General features: G+C 56.5%; 16 protein-coding genes. 1 reads left to right on the forward strand and 15 read right to left on the reverse strand.

Going from position 1 to position 18078, the window contains the following annotated elements; genetic code table 11:
- Positions 1–134: 134 nt before the first annotated feature.
- From cheZ to HV340_RS13455, 11 genes are all read right to left on the reverse strand, one after another.
- A complete protein-coding gene (cheZ, locus tag HV340_RS13405; RefSeq protein WP_013096065.1) occupies positions 135–779 on the reverse strand; it encodes a protein phosphatase CheZ in 645 nt (214 codons plus the stop codon).
- 13 nt (positions 780–792) lie between these two features.
- Positions 793–1182: a chemotaxis response regulator CheY gene (gene cheY / locus HV340_RS13410; RefSeq protein WP_000763862.1), complete on the reverse strand. Its 390-nt coding sequence runs from the start codon at positions 1180–1182 to the stop codon at positions 793–795.
- Between the two features lie 17 nt (positions 1183–1199).
- A complete protein-coding gene (locus HV340_RS13415; protein WP_014170663.1) occupies positions 1200–2249 on the reverse strand; it encodes a chemotaxis response regulator protein-glutamate methylesterase in 1050 nt (349 codons plus the stop codon).
- On the reverse strand, positions 2246–3112 hold the full coding sequence (gene cheR, locus HV340_RS13420; RefSeq protein WP_014170664.1) for a protein-glutamate O-methyltransferase CheR: 867 nt from the start codon (positions 3110–3112) through the stop codon (positions 2246–2248). The genes HV340_RS13415 and cheR overlap by 4 nt, the downstream gene beginning before the upstream one ends.
- A 19-nt stretch (positions 3113–3131) precedes the next feature.
- Positions 3132–4733, reverse strand: a complete 1602-nt coding sequence (tap, locus tag HV340_RS13425) for a methyl-accepting chemotaxis protein IV (protein WP_181216031.1) — start codon at positions 4731–4733, stop codon at positions 3132–3134.
- Positions 4734–4777: 44 nt separating this feature from the next.
- Positions 4778–6442, reverse strand: a complete 1665-nt coding sequence (gene tar, locus HV340_RS13430; protein WP_047744853.1) for a methyl-accepting chemotaxis protein II — start codon at positions 6440–6442, stop codon at positions 4778–4780.
- Between the two features lie 84 nt (positions 6443–6526).
- Positions 6527–7489, reverse strand: coding sequence for a spore coat U domain-containing protein (locus tag HV340_RS13435; protein ID WP_032680768.1), 963 nt, complete (start codon positions 7487–7489; stop codon positions 6527–6529).
- A complete protein-coding gene (locus tag HV340_RS13440) occupies positions 7486–9870 on the reverse strand; it encodes a fimbria/pilus outer membrane usher protein (RefSeq protein ID WP_163387259.1) in 2385 nt (794 codons plus the stop codon). Before HV340_RS13440 ends, HV340_RS13435 begins: the two co-directional genes overlap by 4 nt.
- Positions 9846–10607, reverse strand: a complete 762-nt coding sequence (locus HV340_RS13445; protein ID WP_181216032.1) for a molecular chaperone — start codon at positions 10605–10607, stop codon at positions 9846–9848. Before HV340_RS13445 ends, HV340_RS13440 begins: the two co-directional genes overlap by 25 nt.
- A gap of 16 nt (positions 10608–10623) precedes the next feature.
- Positions 10624–11172 (reverse strand): spore coat U domain-containing protein, encoded by a 549-nt coding sequence (locus HV340_RS13450; protein ID WP_025203836.1) that lies wholly within the window; start codon positions 11170–11172, stop codon positions 10624–10626.
- Positions 11173–11184: 12 nt separating this feature from the next.
- On the reverse strand, positions 11185–11757 hold the full coding sequence (locus tag HV340_RS13455) for a spore coat protein U domain-containing protein (protein WP_050736993.1): 573 nt from the start codon (positions 11755–11757) through the stop codon (positions 11185–11187).
- A 430-nt stretch (positions 11758–12187) separates the two neighbouring features.
- Here HV340_RS13455 and HV340_RS13460 point away from each other — a divergent pair, with 430 nt between their 5' ends.
- Positions 12188–13447, forward strand: a complete 1260-nt coding sequence (locus tag HV340_RS13460) for a dicarboxylate/amino acid:cation symporter (RefSeq protein ID WP_025203835.1) — start codon at positions 12188–12190, stop codon at positions 13445–13447.
- A gap of 189 nt (positions 13448–13636) precedes the next feature.
- Here the strand turns inward: HV340_RS13460 and cheW are convergent, their stop codons facing one another.
- The 4 genes from cheW to motA are packed head-to-tail and all read right to left on the reverse strand — an operon-like array spanning position 13637 to position 18011.
- Positions 13637–14140, reverse strand: coding sequence for a chemotaxis protein CheW (gene cheW, locus HV340_RS13465; RefSeq protein ID WP_020883376.1), 504 nt, complete (start codon positions 14138–14140; stop codon positions 13637–13639).
- A gap of 19 nt (positions 14141–14159) precedes the next feature.
- Complete coding sequence (gene cheA / locus HV340_RS13470) at positions 14160–16193, reverse strand: chemotaxis protein CheA (RefSeq protein ID WP_014170675.1); 2034 nt, start codon at positions 16191–16193, stop codon at positions 14160–14162.
- A gap of 4 nt (positions 16194–16197) precedes the next feature.
- Positions 16198–17127: a flagellar motor protein MotB gene (motB, locus tag HV340_RS13475; protein WP_014170676.1), complete on the reverse strand. Its 930-nt coding sequence runs from the start codon at positions 17125–17127 to the stop codon at positions 16198–16200.
- Complete coding sequence (motA, locus tag HV340_RS13480) at positions 17124–18011, reverse strand: flagellar motor stator protein MotA (protein ID WP_008500417.1); 888 nt, start codon at positions 18009–18011, stop codon at positions 17124–17126. The genes motB and motA overlap by 4 nt, the downstream gene beginning before the upstream one ends.
- Positions 18012–18078: the final 67 nt, after the last annotated feature.

Raw genomic sequence — 18078 nt, forward strand, 5'->3', positions numbered from 1 at the left:
AAAATTTGAGATAGCGTTTGGCAACACTGTCAGCAAGCAGGGCGTGAGCAAGGGCCAGCCACCCAGCGTTATGCACTCAAAATTAAGCGGCATACCCTCAGGTTGCGCACGCAACCTGAGGGTCATCACCTCAATCAGAAACCAAGGCTGTCCAGCAGGTCGTCTACCTGATCCTGGCTTGCCACAACGCCCGCTTTGGTGGCGTCGAGCTGTGGACCGTTGAGCAGGCTTTCGTTCTCGCGTTTTGGACGAGCGGCCGGTTCCGGAATGTTCTCCAGCAGCACCATCAGCAGCTGACGTTCAATTTCCTGAATCACATCCATCATGCGCTTGATAACCTGGCCCGTGAGGTCCTGGAAATCCTGCGCCATCATGATGTCCAGCAGCTGCGCGTTGGTAAAGCTGGTGTGGCCCGGCACATCGCCCAGGAACTGACGGGTATCCGTGACCAGCTCGCGGGCATCCGCCAGCTCGATTGGATTCTCAAACCACTCATCCCAGCGTTTGGTCAACGCTTTCGCGCCTTTCTCCATCGCATCCTGATGCGGTTGTGACGCTTCAACGCTGTTCAGCGCACGTTCAGCCGCCTGAGCGGTCATCTGCACAACGTAGTCCAGACGATCGCGGGCATCCGGAATGGCTTCCGCCGCTTCAGCGATTGCCTGGTCCAGCCCCAGTTCACGCAGGCTGTCACGCAGCATGCGTGTCAGGCTGCCGATGCGGGCAATGATATCGCTGGGCGAGTGTTCTTCAACGGGTTTCATAGCAGGTTGCATCATCATAACCAACACCTCACATGCCGAGTTTCTCGAAGATCTTACCGAGCTTCTCTTCCAGGGTGGCCGCAGTGAACGGCTTCACAACATAGCCACTAGCGCCCGCCTGTGCTGCGGCAATAATGTTCTCTTTTTTCGCTTCTGCGGTCACCATCAGAACCGGCAATGATGCCATTCCCGCGTCCGCACGGATAGTTTTCAGCAGTTCCAGACCGTCCATGTTTGGCATGTTCCAGTCGGAGATAACAAAACCAAACCCGCCCGCCTGCAGTTTGTTCAGCGCATCAACGCCGTCTTCTGCTTCTTCAACGTTGTTGAAGCCCAGCTCTTTCAGCAGGTTGCGTACGATACGACGCATGGTGGAAAAGTCATCCACAACCAAAAACTTAAGCTCTTTATCCGCCATAAAATAATACTCCTGAGTCAAATACGTATTGCCTGTCCGGCACTGATTTTCGCCAGCATCTGCTGGCTTACCTGGCTAAGATCGACCACTTCGCTCACGCCACCCATATTGATGGCCTCGCGCGGCATGCCGAACACCACACAACTTGCTTCATTCTGCGCAATCGTCCAGGCGCCAGCCTGGTGCATTGCAAGCATTCCGGCGGCACCGTCGTTACCCATCCCCGTCAGGATCACCCCAACGGCGTTGCGCCCCGCATGTTTCGCCACCGAATGAAACAGCACATCCACCGACGGACGGTGCCGGTTTACCGGCGGCCCGTCATGAATTTTGATTTGATAGTTAGCGCCACTGCGCGCCAGCTCCATATGCTTGTCACCCGGTGCGATATACGCATGGCCGGGGAGTACGCGCTCACCGTCTTCCGCCTCTTTCACGCTGATCTGACACAGCTTGTTCAGACGCTCGGCGAACGAGCGGGTAAAGCCTGGCGGCATATGCTGCGTGATCAGAATACCCGGACTTGAAAGCGGCAATGGCTGGAGTACATGACGAATTGCCTCTGTTCCCCCGGTTGACGCCCCAATCACCAGCAGTTTTTCCGAACTGAGTAAAGGACCGGCCTTCAGCGTTACCGGTGCATCCATCGGTTTGTGCGCGGCAAGCTTCGCACGTGACGCGGTGCGGATCTTCTCGGCGATCATTTCGCTGTACGCCAGCATCCCTTCACGAATGCCAAGCTGAGGTTTGGTGACAAAATCCACCGCCCCTAACTCCAGCGCACGCAGGGTAATTTCAGATCCTTTTCCGGTCAGGGATGAGACCATCACCACCGGCATGGGCCGCAGGCGCATCAATTTTTCCAGGAAATCAATGCCATCCATGCGCGGCATTTCGACATCCAGCGTTAACACGTCGGGGTTATATTTTTTAATTAAATCCCGCGCTACCAGCGGATCAGGCGCTGTCGCCACCATCTCCATGTCGCTGTGGCTATTGATAATTTCAGTCATGATCTGGCGCATCAGCGCAGAATCGTCGACAGACAACACCCTGATTTTACTCATGCTTTTTCCTTACTCAGCGCATATACCGTTTGCCCACGCAGGCTAAACTCACGCACGAGGTTGCTGAAGTTTTCCGAGTGCCCGGCAAACAGTAAACCGTCAGGCTTGAGCAACGGAACAAACCGACGCAGAATGTCCTGTTGCGTCGTTTTATCAAAATAGATCATGACGTTACGGCAAAAAATAGCGTCGAACGGCCCCGGCACGTTGTACTGCTTATCCAGCAGGTTAACGGGCGCGAATTCGACACAGTTCGCCAGCTCCTGGCGCACGCGCACCAGGCCTTCATGCGGGCCGGTTCCGCGCATGAAGTAACGCTGCAACTGCTGAGGTGACAGCGTTTTCAGTTCATCCTGGCGATACACGCCGTTGCGTGCCTTTTCCAGCACTTCGGTATCAATATCACTGGCGTAGACTTTCCAGCGTCCAGGCGCCATGCCCAGCGTGTCGGCAAGGGTGATCGCCAGCGAGTATGGCTCTTCCCCGGTTGAGGCGGCCGCACTCCAGACGCGATACTCCCCGCTGCGGCGACGCGCGTGCTCCGCCAGGACCGGGAAGTGGTGAGCTTCACGGAAAAATGCGGTCAGGTTGGTGGTTAACGAGTTAATAAAAGCCTGCCACTCTGCGCTGTTCTGGTTCGCTTCGAGCATGCTCAGATAGCGACCAAAATCGTCCAGCCCCAACGTACGCAAGCGCCGCACCAGACGGTTGTAGACCATGTCTCGCTTATGATCGGCAAGCACAATCCCCGCACGCTGGTAGATTAACTGACATATCCGACGAAAATGCGCGTCGGACAGCGCGAGGCGCTGTGTCATCTGCAACAGTAATGACGTTTGCCCTGGGGGCATTGGTGATGTCATAGCGCCTTCTTAATTACATTCAGGATACAACTGGCACGGCCTGCGACCGCCCGACTTCTGTTACTGCTTCAACGTGCTCTTTCACATTAAATACCGCGACCAGCCCGGTCAGATGATCCGCCTGGCTGGCCAGCTGATCGGTTGCCGCTGCCGCTTCCTCCACTAACGAGGCGTTTTGTTGCGTGACCTGATCCATCTGGCTTACCGCCTGGGCCACCTGCTCAATTCCGCGACGCTGTTCATCGGACGCAGAAGCAATCTCGCCCATGATGTCGTTAACCCGCGTAACGGAGGTGACGATTTCGTGCATGGTTTTCGCCGCCGTGTCCACCAGGGCAGAGCCTTGCTGGACGCGTGAGACGGACTCTTCAATCAGCCCTTTAATTTCTTTCGCGGCGTTGGCGCTGCGGCTCGCCAGATTACGGACTTCACCGGCCACAACCGCAAAACCACGCCCCTGCTCACCGGCTCGTGCCGCTTCAACGGCCGCGTTCAGCGCCAGAATGTTGGTCTGGAACGCAATACCGTCAATCACGCTGATGATGTCGCCAATTTTCTGTGAACTGGCGGCAATATCCTGCATGGTACTGGCCACGTGAGAGGCCTGATCGCCCCCTTTCTTCGCCGTCATCGCCGCCTGTCTGGACAGGTCAGACGCCTGACGCGCGTTATCCGCGTTCTGGCTTACCGTCGCGGTGAGCTGCTCCATGCTGGCAGCCGTTTGCGCCAGCGAAGCTGCCTGCTGCTCGGTGCGCGATGAGAGATCGTTATTGCCTGCCGCAATCTCCGAGATCCCGGTGTGCATGGCATAACTGCCCTGTCGCACATCGGAGACCGTTTCCCGCAGGGCGCCCTGCATCGCCTTCAGGCTGGCAAAAATCGCCGAAATTTCGTTCTTGCCGTACACCGCCACCGGACGCGCCAGGTTACCCTTCGCAATACTGTCGAAGTGGCTGCTGACGATCGCCAGCGGTTGCACAATCATTCTGCGCGACCAGTACAGGGCACCGCCGGTCAGCAGCACCGCCAGAATCACCACCACGGCAAAAATCACGCCTGACATATGGTAGTTTTTACGGCTGTCATTCCCGGCGCGTTGGACAAACTGGTTAATGTTCTGCTGCCAGGCATTAAAGCTCGCATCAAACGCCGCCTGGGACGCCTGGACCGGCGCGGTCATAAAGTCCGAGAGCTGGTTGTTCTCAAGCCAGGTCGCCTGGTGATCCAGGTCGCTGTGCCACTGATCAAAACGCTTCTTCATCGCGACTTTCAGCGCTTTCACTTCCGCGCTGCCGGCGTCCTGTGCCGCGAAGGCGTTAAACTGCGCGTCAGCCAGCTTCAGGCTGTAGCGCGCGGTCACCATCAACGCCTTGATGTCATCCGGCGGATAACTCAGGGCGGTTAAGGTTCCCGCTTTGTTCAGCGCCGTGCTTGCCTGCAACAGTACGGCGCGCGTCTGTGCCACGGCGGCGCGCTGCTGGTTACTCGCCTCAACTTCCTGCAAATTCTGATAGCCATCGCGAAACGCCCAAAAAGACAACCCGTTACTGCCAACCTGCAACACACCGCAAAGGATCAGAATCAAAAACAGTGTGGTCGAGATACGAATACGATTTAACATCCACGCTCCCATCATGCGGCAAGCAGCCGCGGTTTAAATGTCAGTCAAAATGTTTCCCAGTTTTCATTTCCGGTCGTCGCTGCAGGTTTACGGGTCGCTGCCGCTGCTGCGGCAGGCGCGAGATACGTTGCTTGCGGGGTGACCGTGTTTCCAGCGAGTGAAGCGAGACGAAACGCCGAGACGGCCATCTTCAGACGGCTTGCCTGGTCTTCCAGCGCAGCGGCCGCCGCAGCGGACTCCTGCACCAGCGCGGCGTTTTGTTGTGTCACGCGATCCATTTCCGATACCGCCAGAGCGACCTGGTCGATACCACGACTCTGCTCATCAGACGCAGAGGCGATTTCACCCATGATGTCCGTTACGCGGGTAACGGCATTCACGATGTCATTCATGGTTTCCCCTGCGCTTTCTACCAGCACGGAGCCGGTATCGACGCGGGAAACGGAGTCTTCAATCAGGGCCTTGATCTCTTTCGCCGCGTTGGCACTGCGGCTGGCAAGGTTGCGCACTTCCCCGGCCACCACGGCAAACCCGCGCCCCTGCTCGCCCGCACGTGCGGCTTCAACGGCGGCGTTGAGGGCGAGGATATTGGTCTGGAAAGCGATGCCGTCGATAACGCTAATGATGTCGGCGATTTTCTTCGAACTGTCGGCGATTTCGTGCATGGTTTTCACCACGCCGTCCACCACGCGACCGCCTCGCTGCGCCGTTTCGGACGCGCTTTCCGCCAGCTGTGAGGCCTGACGGGCGTTGTCCGCGTTCTGCTTCACGGTCGCGGTAAGCTGCTCCATGCTGGCGGCGGTCTCTTCGAGCGCCGACGCCTGCTGTTCGGTGCGCGACGACAGATCGTTGTTGCCCATCGCAATTTCGCTGGTACCGGTATAAATGGCTTCCGATCCGTTACGCACGTTGGCGACGGTCTCAATTAGCGAGCGCTGCATATGATCAACGCTGTTTGCCAGCTCGGTAATTTCATTGCGCCCGGAGACGGTCAGCGTTTTGGTCAGGTCACCACCGGCAATCTCGCGAATGTGGGCAATGACGCGACCGAGAGGATTAAGCAGGATGTGGCGAATGCCGTACCACACGCCCACCAGCACGATGACCAGCGCCAGCGCCATGACGGCCATCTGCCATTTGGCAAAGCGGTAATCATTCTGGCTTTGCGTAAAGGCCGAGTGATACAGGTCGCCACTGGCTTTGGCGTATTCCCCGAGTGCCGCACCAAGGGCGTTTTGCATCCCCTGGGTAGGTTGCGCGAAATACGCGTCCATGTTGCCGCTTTCCAGGAACTGAATAAGCTCCGTCAGACCGGCATAGTAGGCGTTGTACTTTTCATCGATATTCTGGCTCACCTGCGCCATGGCAGGCTGTGGCGTGATTTTCTTAAAGGCGTCGTAGTGTTTCGCGGCGTCAGCAAGGGTCGCCCGCGCATTTTTCAGCAGTTCCGTTTTCGCACTGCTCTGCTGATTATTTGGATCCATCATCATGCGGGCGGAAGAGCGGCTCAGGTTGATACGCGTTTGCAGCATCAGATCCCACGTCGACGTCAGTTCACTCTGCTGTACGCGGAGATCGTTCGAGGCGGCGAAACTGTCCTGGTTTTGTTTAAGTGACGAGAAAAAAAGCCCGCCGGAGGTAAGCTGAAGAAGTGCGAAAATGACCAGCACCATCATAAGCATTGTGACAACGCGGATACGGTTCAACATACAACACCTTCTCATAGATTTATTAACGGTGTTATCGGCACTGACTACAGGAACTTTACATTTGAGAAAGGGAAAAGCGCGGGGTTAAAACGCAACGTCAACGATCAGCGTATCGGTATAGGTGCCGGCGGGGGGCGTAGACTGGCTGGTAAGGACTTTGGCAGTGTAGTTGTAGGTTCGCAATAAACCGTCGGTACTGACCTGCGAGGAGGTTGCGCTGGTCCAGCGCTCGGTACCGCTGCCACCCCAGCGGTTGGTCGTGGCTTCTTTATAAATGTCGTAACTCATGTAGTTACTGCCGCTCACCATGCGGCGAACATTATTCAGCGCGTTGGCACCATTATTAATTCCGATAGTGTAAGTGCTTCCTTTGGTACAGGTGACGGCAATCGCCTGCGAGACAGTGGGGAAACTTTGCACCAGCGGCGCACTGTTGAAGTTGACGTCCGGCGTGGTCATGGCGCTGCAGTCGTTGGTGACGGTCATGTTGAGAAGAATACTGGTGGTCGCCGTGCCTGTCTGGGGAACGGTGCAAAGGCCCAGCACGCCCACGGAACAGACGCTGTAGTTTATGCTGAAGGTGAGCAGCACCTGATAAGGCCCGGCCGTGACGTTTTGTCCGGCAACGGTGCGGAAATAAAGCGGAATGCTGTACTGTTTTGACCCCAGTAATCCCAGCAGGGTGTTGCCGCTCCAGGTATAAGCTTTGCTGATTTGCACTTCGCTGTTCCCCGAACACCCCGTTAACCCGCACAACCGGGTGGGGATCACATCCGTGATGGCCGCATTGTCGGTGCGTTTCATGGTGGCACGGCTGTTGCCTGAAACCGACGCTGCGGTGTAGTTCAGCGTCACCGAGTCGTTGGTCAGAAGATTGAGCACGGCGTCGCATGCCACGATCAGCCTGCCGGTGGTTTCAACCTCCCCGGTTCCGCTGAGCGCGAACGAGGTGACGCTACCAAATGACGCATTTACCGTACTGACGGTACACGCCGCCCAGCCGCCGCCGGAAAACAGCAGCAGCATCAACAGCAGTAAGCGCTTCACCGTTCCTCCCGGCAAATCAGCGGTCCGTATGTCTGCAGCTTATGTTCCGGATTGGCCCCCACGGTCAGCGTGGCCGAGCAGTGTTTTCCGACTGGCGTAATCACCTCAAGCGGGTTCACATCGTTGAGATTTTCCAGCCAGGCGATGCCGTCATACCCCACCACCGCATTGTTGCGCGAGGCACGTCGAACCTGGCTGCCTACCGGAATAGCCTGCCCCTGCTTGTCATGCAGAATGACGCTTGCCACCCGCTCCTGCTCCATCGGGAAATCGACCAGATAACCGCTGTGGCGGCGAATAGCGATCCGCCGCTCTGTCTCTTTCAGCCGGGTATCCGCGGGCAGATTCAGGGTATCAATGCGATAACTGGCCGGGTAATAAGCCGATACCCCGCTGACCAGCAGGTAGCCGTTATTGTTCGTTTTGCCGACCGGCTGGTTTTCATAACTGACGGGAACGTCCGGGTGACCGTCGGTGCTGATCACCACAAACGCATCGTTGATTTTGTTTGCCGCAAACAGCTCGCCGTCCATCAGCACAACCGCGCCCATCGCCTCTCCCCACCAGGTCATCATGTCCCTTTCGCCATAACCACCGCCCTGAAGTTCGATGTTGTTATTGCGCCAGCCCAGCGTTCCCTGCTGATAATCATTGGCTTTCGACTGGTTGGCCCATGCCATGTTCCAGCTAAAGCCACCGTCGGAAGGCATGGAGTGGTTGTAGTTGATACGCTGCGTGCTGCCGGCATCTGGCGTGTTTTCATAGGTTACGGCGGCACTGTCACGCTCTCCCAGCGGCACCTGAAGCGACATGGCCACCGTCCAGTCTCCCCGCTGCTGATCGCGGCTTGCAGCCAGATAAATACTGCTCGCCCCCCACAAATTGCGGCTCCAGGAGAGATTCAGCAGTTCGGTTTTTTGGTTGTCAAAGCTCTCCACGCCGATCCAGGCAGCACCGAGACTGCCATACTCGCCCAGGTTAAAGGTGAGAGAATACTGGTCGGTGTTGCGACTAAAACTGGCGATGGGCCGGTCATTTTCGTCATAGACCGTCGGTTGGTCGTAGAGGGCGAGGTTGCCAAAGTCGCGATCGCGCCGCGTATGCTGTGTCGCTACACTAAATTCACTGGTACTGTACTGATAGCCCCAGTTGATTTGCCCGCCATTATCTCCACGCATGCGGCTTTGAGAGTACGCGGTATTCACGACGCCAAACCGACCCAATTTAATCACCGTCCCCATCCCGCCCAGCGCCAGCGCTTCTGCCCCTTCGGCATGGCCCTCCAGCGTCAACCAGTCCGTAACGCCATAGCGATACGACCCACTACCCGCCGCCGGGCCGTAGTCAAAATTCTTGATGCCGTAATTACGCCGCAGGCTGCCGAGCGTCACCGCCCCGTCGCTCAGGCCTTGTTTCAGCAATTCGCTGGTGACGTAAAACGGCAGCGTGGTACTCACCTGGCGCCCCAGCGCATCGGTGGTGACCAGTACCGCGTCCCCTGCTCCGTTGATATAGGGCAGATTGGTCAGGGTGAACGGTCCCGGCTGAAGCTGGGTCGAGCCGGAACGATAGCCATTGATAAAGAGATCCACCGAGGTGGGAACCGCCGCTTCGCCCGAGAACTCTGGCAGTGGCCAGGTCACGAGGTCAGGACGCAGGGAGAAATCCCGCCCGTAGCTGATCCCGCCCATGCGCACGCTGGTGCTCCAGCTCAGGGCATCGCTGATCACATCCCCGGCGGTCCAGGTCGTGGCCTCGTCCTCGTTCGTCATCAGAAGCGTCGTGTCATAGCGCACATACCCTTCCTGCTGACCGTCGTTTCCGGTGAAATTTTCCCGGGCATAGCCGGTTGAAGAAAAGGAGCCGTTCTCATTGAAGTAGCGGAATTCATGCCAGAGCGAGGCCTGTCCGCCGACATGTTCCGTATGGTTAGTGTAGAGATCGTAATTGAGCAGTGCTCCACGCCCGAAGTGTGGTTTGCTTTGTGACATTTGTCCGCTGAAAGGGGTCACGCGTGAGGCGACCCAGTCGGCCGGAACGCCCAGCAGCAGACGCTGCGCGGCGCTGTCGTACTCTACGCGCACCTGCGGCAGGGTAGAAAGGTTCACGTCTCCGGCAGGCACATGCTCCGGCGGAAGCCCTGCCCGCAGCAGGTCGGCGCTGGAAATAAAGAATGCCCCCTCGCGCTGCGTCACGGGCACCACCATACCGGTGTCGTAGTGATTCAACACAATCGAGAGCTGAAAGACCGCTTCGCCGTTCAACGCCTGAGCCTGAGGCGGCGGCGGTAAACTGTCATCGCCGGGCTCAGCCCAGGTGCTGGTACTGACGCAGAGCAGGATCATCATCGCCGGTTTCAGTTGACGGGCGTCGACTGCCATTGCGTATCCCTGGCATTAATCTGCGCGCTCAGCCGGTCTGGCTGACCTGTTCCGACCGGAATTGACCAGGTGCGGGTGCTGCCCGCAAGAACATACCCGAGTAATCCGTCTGCAACCGTCCGCTTCTGCCCGCCCTGCTCCAGCTCCACCTGGCTGAGTTTGACGTGCACATCCCCCTGATTACGGATCTCCAGGGCAGGATGTCCCTTCTCCTGCGTCACCCGCCAGCTCAGATTTTTGGTCTCCACCAGCGCATGATGCGCCCCCTCTTTGAGGGTCGGGATCCCCTGCCCATAAACGAACAAAGGAATGGAGTAGCGCATTTGCAATTTCAGGCCAATGGCCGGCTCGGCTTTGGCATCCGGCTGGGGGATTTCATCCACAATAATGCGGTAGGCCTGTTCAACGCCGAGCGGCACCGAACCCTGCTTAATCAGACGAATAAGCTGCTTACTGCCTTTGCCAATGGTGACGATGGGCGGGCTGGCCACCACATCCTGCTGTGCGGAGTAGCGTTCATAACCGCCCTCCTGCTTCCAGCGCACAATGCGGACCTGCATTGTCGTTGCGCTGTTCCCCTGATTCTGGATCCATAATTCAGTGGCTTTGGCATCCGCTGACAGCCACGGATCGATGGGCCACAACAGAATGGTTGCCGCCGCCTGCGTCTGGCCTGTACCCGCAGCCATTCCCCCCAACAAACTCACCAGACAAAGGTGTCTGAAAAATGGCTTCATCGACTGTCTCCCTTTATCACCATGACAAGGTCACGGTGAGCTGATCAGAATACGTTCCTGCCGGGCTAAACCCGGTCAGCAGCGCCACGCCAAAAAGCGGCAGCGCAATGTTATTACTGTTGGTATAGGTCACCGGTATTGCCTGATTGACGCCAATTTCGCTGTTCGCCGCCAGCGAACTGCTGCTGTAAAGGCGATATCCCACCACTTCCGTTCCCCCTGAGCGCTTCATACGCCGAACGGAGGAGTAATTCTGTCCGCCGTTAATGCTCATACTCAGCGCCACGCCGGGCGTGCAGGCGATGGACAAGGCCCCGTTAGGCACAAAACTGGTGCTCACCGGGGCACTTTCCACCCCGTTGTGGGTACCGAAATCGAGCGTACCGAAAACTCCTCCGCTGCCCGTGGATACCGCGCACCCGGGCACAATGGTCGCGCTGACCTTAAATGACTGTGACGTCACAGCCCCCGCCGCAGGCACCAGCATCAGGCAGACGATCAGCGCGTACAACGGGTGCACGATCCCCTCCGCGCTGTTGCGCAGACGCAAAATGGATGCCTTCATGGCTGCGTGAAACTAGTAGGTGACGCTGACGTTAATCGTGTCGGTGTAGGTGCCCGGAACGACCGTAACGCTGTTACCGCCCCCGGTAATTCGCCCGTAAAGTGTGTAACTGTCGATGCCCCCGGCGGTTGACGCTATTGGCAGTGCCGCGTTGTTGGCAACGACGTTGTTAAATCCGCTGTCGCTATACAGGCTGTAAGCCACACCCTGTGCAGCATTGGTGGTGTTGACCAGATAGCGCGCAGGCGTGCCTGGCGTCCCCACAACGGTACCCGGCGCGGTGGAGTTGGTATTCCCGGTGATCGCCACCGTATAGCTGGCGGTCGTGCATTGAATGGTGAAAGTGTTACCGCCGCTGGCACCGGTCAACTGCGTCGTCAGGGTGGAAAACGTTGCGGGGTGGGTGCCGAAATCCAGGGTCCCGAAGTTAATGCCATTTTGCGTGGGCGAGCCGTTTATCAGACAACCGTTCGTCAGGGTTAACGTCGCGCCAATAGTACCGCTGCTGGTCACCGCCAGCGCCTGTTGGGCTGTTGTCACCGTCAGCAACGTGCCTGCACAGATCAAAAGGAGTTTTCTTTTCATTTACCACCCTCCAGAAGACATTTCCGTTCGCTTGCCACATTTTATTTTTGCTGTTCAAGATGTTAGCCCCACTTAACGTTCCTCTTCCGGGGGTTATTGAGAATTTAGTTTATGGATACCGCTTCGACCACCCGCGCCGCGGAGGGCAAGACTGATGGCTTATTGACTGAATATTTATTTATAAAACAGGATGTTAATACTTTGTGAATGCCTTATTTCTCGTATACGCAGAGGATATATCCATCGAAATGTGATCTGCATCACAATATATCGTCGAGGCATTAACAACAAAATTAATAAAAATTAAAAACTAGTTGTATCTCCCTCCGCTTTACTTCAATTTATGTGCCGAATAATTTCCTGCGTCGTAATAAAAAATCTATATACATCGGCGCAGACGGCAACCAAAGCGCATAGAGGGTCTTTTTTCGTGGCAAGTGCAAACAAACTCACACTCTTCATCGTGATATTCATGCTGGCGGGTATTCTTTCAGGGGCGGCGATTCATGAGTATGCCTCTGCGGATGCCATCAAAGCATGGTCGGATAACATCACGCTGCTGACCGATATTTTCCTGCGTCTGATTAAAATGGTTATTGCGCCACTGGTCTTCAGCACGCTGACCGTGGGCATTATGAAACTGGGTGAAACCTCCACCATTGGTCGCGTGGGCGGCAAAGCGATGGTATGGTTTATTAGCTCATCCGTGCTTTCCATTCTGGTGGGACTGTTTATCGTCACGCTGGAGCGCCCGGGCAGCGGCCTGAACCTGGCTATCCCGAAAGAGGCGGTAGACACCGGCCTTGCGGTGGGGGGGATGACGCTGAAAGCGTTCTTGTCCCATACCATTCCGACCAGTATCGCCGGTGCGATGGCGAACAATGAAATCCTGCAGATTGTGGTCTTCTCTATGTTCTTCGGCATCGCCGGCGCGTCGCTGGGGCAAAAATTCAATGCCCCGCTGGTGGCCGCGCTGGATGTGGTCTCCCATATCATGCTGAAGGTGACGGGTTACGTAATGTACGTCGCCCCGCTGGCCATTTTCGCCGCCATCTCCTCAGTTATTGCCACTCAGGGTCTGGGCATTCTGCTGAACTACGCCTCCTTTATTGGCGGCTACTACGTGGCAATCCTTCTCACCTGCATGGTGCTGCTGGCCGTCGGCTATATGGTGCTGAAGAAAGAGGTGTTCCGCCTGGTCAGCATGCTGAAGGACCCGGTGCTGGTGGCGTTTACCACCAGCAGTTCAGAAGCGGCGTATCCAAAAACGCTGGAACAGCTTGAGCGTTTTGGTTGCTCGCGCAATATCGCCTCTTTCGTTCTGCCGATCGGTTACTCCTTTAACCTGGTGGGCTCTATGGTGTATTGCTCTTTCGCCTCGATGTTTATCGCCCAGGCGTACAATATTCACCTGAGCTTCACCGAAGTGACCGTGCTGATGCTGACGCTGATGCTGGCTTCAAAAGGGATTGCGGGGGTGCCTCGTTCGTCGCTGGTGGTGCTGGCGGCAACCATCCCGAGTTTCAATATTCCGGTGGCGGGTATTTTGCTGCTGATGGGGATCGATCATTTCCTGGATATGGGACGTTCAGCGATTAACGTGCTGGGTAACGGTATTGCGACTGCGATGCTGTCGCAAAATGAAGGGGCGCGTGAAGCGGAGACTGAGCTGGTAGAGCAGGAAGCGTAACGGGTTGGCGGAATGGTTTCGTTCGCCTTAAGACCAGCAGAAAATACTACGTCTGCAGTAAGTGAAAAAGATAAGGGGGCTGCAATAGCCCCCTTAATACGTTCACCGCAGCGGGCGAATCAGATAACCGAAATGCCCGACTGAACGAAACGGTTCCACGAAAGCCTCACAGAACCGTTTAGAGAAACATTACGCCACGTGATTCGTCGCGATATCCAGGAGCGCCATCTCATCACTGTTCAGCAGCTTCTCAATATTCACCAGAATCAGCATACGCTCACCCAGCGCTCCCAGCCCCGTCAGATACTCGGTAGACAGCGTGACCGCAAACTCCGGCGCCGGACGGATTTGATCGGACGTCAGGGACAGCACATCAGATACGCCATCCACCACGATCCCAACCACGCGCTGCCCCAGATTCAGGACAATCACCACGGTGTTTTCGTTATAGTCCACGTCGCCCTGGCTGAACTTCACGCGCAGGTCAACAATAGGCACAATCACGCCGCGCAGGTTGGTGACACCTTTAATAAAGGCAGGCGTATTCGCGATGCGGGTAACCTGGTCGTAACCACGAATTTCCTGCACTTTCAGGATATCGATGCCGTACTCCTCATCGCCTAAAGTGAATACCAGGAATTCCTGCCCTGATGGCTCGCCCGCCAGTTTCGTTACATTACTCATACCGGTCATGTTATTACCTTCTACTTAATCAGGCGGCTGTGTACGCCACACGTTGTTCACGATTTAATCCCTGAAGCGCCGACACATCAACGATCAGCGCCACGCTACCGTCACCCAGAATAGTGGCGGCAGAAATACCTGGCACTTTGCGGTAGTTGCTTTCGAGGTTCTTCACGACCACCTGGTGCTGGCCAATCAGTTGATCAACCAGCAGCGCGTAGCGGCGACCCGCACTTTGCAGGATCACCACGATCCCCTGCGTGGCCTCGGTTTTCGCGCCATCCACTTCGAACACTTTCCACAATTCGACCAGCGGCAGGTACTCACCGCGCACTTCAAGAACGCGCTCGCCACCCGCCAGCGGATGCAGATCTTCTTCACGCGGCTGCAGCGATTCCATCACTGCGTTCAGCGGCAGAATAAAGACTTCGTCCGCCACTTTCACCGACATGCCGTCGAGGATTGCCAGCGTCAGCGGCAGCAGGATACGAATGGTGGTGCCGGAACCTTGCTTAGACTTGATCTCAACGTGGCCGCCCATCTCCTGAATGTTACGCTTCACCACGTCCATTCCCACGCCGCGTCCGGAAACGTCCGTCACCTGCTCTGCGGTCGAGAAGCCTGGCGCGAAGATCAGCATGCCCACTTCTTCGTCAGTCATGTTTTCGTTGACCGCCATTCCCTGCGAAATGGCTTTCGCCAGAATGCGCTCACGGTTCAGGCCCGCACCGTCATCGGTCACTTCGATGCAGATGTTCCCGCCCTGGTGTTCGGCGGAGAGGATCAGATTCCCGACCGGGGATTTTCCGGCAGCAATGCGGTTTTCCGGCAGTTCGATACCGTGGTCGAGGCTGTTACGCACCAGGTGCGTTAACGGGTCGATAATGCGTTCGATCAGGCTTTTATCCAGTTCGGTGGAGCTGCCCATCAGCGTCAGTTCAATCTGTTTATTCAGTTTGCTGGCCAGGTCACGCACCAGACGCGGGAAGCGGCTGAAGACATATTCCATCGGCATCATACGGATGGACATCACCGATTCCTGCAGGTCGCGGGCATTACGTTGCAACTGCCCCATGCTGGTAATCAGATCTCCGTGGGTCACCGGATCCAGTTCGTTAGACCGCTGTGCCAGCATCGACTGGGTAATCACCAGTTCACCCACCAGGTTAATCAGCTGGTCAACTTTCTCGACGGCGACGCGGATGCTGGTGGATTCACTGGAGCGCGCGGCCGGTTTGTCACCACGGCCTGGTGCGGCGGCATCTTTTGGCACCGCTTTCAATACCGGCGCCGCAGGCGCAACGGCAGGCGCGGCCGCCTGAGGAACAACCGCCACCTCTTCCACTGCCGCTGGCACGTCAACCGCCGCCGTTTCGGTTTCAAACGCGATCTGGTCGGCTTCGATAACAAAGCACAGGACCGCCACGATATCGTCCTGGCTAATCCCCTCTTCCAGCGTCGCACTCAGGCTGTCTTTGCCTTTCACCACGTTGCTTAATTTCGCCAGGTTACTCAGCTCTTCTTCAAGAAGGTCAACTTCGTTCTCTTTGAGGCGAGACAGCACCACGCGCACTTTACTCGCAGCGGCGGCCGGGGCCGCCTCTTGTGCGGTAACGGCATCGACAACGCTCAGTTTGGCTGCCGGAACAACGGCTGCGGCTGCGTCACCTTTGGCTTCCAGCGCGAGCTGGCGCAGCGCATTGCAGATGTATTCAAAGCTGGCGGCATCAGGCTCTGCCGAGCTTTTATAGGCGTCGAGCTGTTCCTGCATAATATCTTTGGTTTCCAAAAACAGGTTGATAATGTCGGTATTGAGCTGCATCTCACCGCGTCGTGCTTCATCCAGCAGGTTTTCCATTAAATGGGTCGTTTCCTGCAGGATGGTAAATCCAAACGTTCCGGCTCCGCCTTTAATCGAGTGCGCCGCACGGAAGATGGCATTGAGCTGCTCGGAGTCCGGTGCTTCAGGCACCAAATCCAGCAAGTGTTGCTCCATATCGGCCAACAATTCGTCGGCTTCATCAAAGAATGTCTGGTAAAAATCGCTAATATCCATGCTCACGCTATCACCTCGGATTGGCTGGTGGCGATGTTGGAACGGCAGCCGAAGGAACGGCCCCAGGCTGTTTTAAATCGTCCAGTGACTCATTCTGACTTTCGGCGTTTTCGTGCAGGATGGCCTGCTCCGCCTGCTGGTTCAGCACTAAAAGACTGATACGACGGTTGATGGCGTCATCCGGCCCGCGGTCAGTGACTCGCATGGTTGATGCCATGCCGACCACGCGCAGTACCTTGCCATCATCAAGCCCACCTGCCACCAGCTCGCGACGCGAGGCGTTGGCACGATCGGCAGAAAGCTCCCAGTTGCTGTATCCCTTCTCACCCGTGGCGTACGGGAAGTCATCCGTGTGTCCAGACAGGCTGATACGGTTAGGAATACCGTTCAGCACTGGCGCAATGCCGCGCAAAATGTCGCGCATGTATGGCTCAACTTCCGCGCTCCCCGTTTTGAACATCGGGCGATTCTGGCTATCAATAATCTGTATACGTAAACCTTCCTGCACCAGATCGATCTTCAGGTGTGGTCGCAGGGCACGCAGTTTAGGATCCGCCTCAATCAGCTGATCGAGATCGCCGCGCAGTTTCTTCAGGCGCGCTTGCTCCATGCGTTTTTTCAGCTCGTCGATGTTCGGCTCTTTCTTCACCTCACCCTTCTGCTGGGTGTAATCATCGCCACCGCCAGGGATCGGGCTGTCGCTGTTAGAGATTCGCTGCCCACCGGTCACGGCGGTCGCCAGCGGCGTTCGGAAATACTCGGCAATCTGGATCAACTCTTTCGGGCTGGAGATGGAGATGAGCCACATCACCAGAAAGAATGCCATCATTGCGGTCATAAAATCGGCGTACGCGATTTTCCAGGAGCCATGCGCGCCGTGCCCATGCCCCTTGTGCTTGCGTTTTTTTACGATGACGATCGGATGGGACTGATTTTTCATGCGTCCTCAGTTGTCGTCTGTTGGTTTGGGTTTTTCACCGCACGCACGTGTTCTTCAAGCTCGATAAACGACGGGCGCTCGCTGGAATAAAGCGTTTTACGGCCGAATTCAACTGCGATAGGTGGCGCATAACCGTTGAGGTTAGAGAGCAGCGTGATCTTCACGCACTGCATCATTTTGGTCGTTTCCGCGCTCTTCTGACGCAGAACGCTGGCCAGCGGAGAGATAAAACCATACGCCAGCAAAATACCGAGGAAGGTGCCCACCATCGCATGCGCAATCAGCGCGCCCAGCTCTGCCGCAGGACGATCCGCCGAGGCCAGCGCGTGTACCACGCCCATCACCGCCGCGACGATACCGAACGCAGGGAGGGAATCGCCCACCAGCGCCAGGCTGTTTGCCGGCACTTCGGATTCGCTTTCATGCGTTTCAATCTCTTCGTCCATCAGCGCTTCGATTTCGAAGGTGTTCATGTTGCCGCTGATGATCAGTCGCAGGTAATCGACGATGAAATCCAGCATCATTGCGTCAGCGAGAATGCGCGGGTAGCTGGCAAAAATTTCGCTCTCTTTCGGGTTTTCAATATCCCGCTCAAGCGAGAACATACCCTGCTGACGCGACTTCGCCATCAGACGATAGAGCAGCGCAAGCAGATCCATATACATGCTTTTGGTGTATTTAGAGCGACGGAACAGCAGTGGAATAGCTTTCAGCGTGCCCTTGATCGATTTACCGTTATTACCAACGATAAAAGCCCCTACCCCTGCGCCGCCGATGATAATAAGTTCAGCCGGTTGATAGAGTGCTCCAAGGTGCCCGCCGGTCATCATGTAACCGCCGAAAACTGTACCGAGAACTACCAGGTAACCTAATAAGATAAGCACGACATCATCCTTCCGCTAGTGACTATGGCAAGGATGTTCAGCTCGCAGCGTTTACCGTTTGCGGGGT

The organism is Enterobacter sp. RHBSTW-00975, assembly GCF_013615235.1.
GTDB lineage: Bacteria > Pseudomonadota > Gammaproteobacteria > Enterobacterales > Enterobacteriaceae > Enterobacter > Enterobacter ludwigii.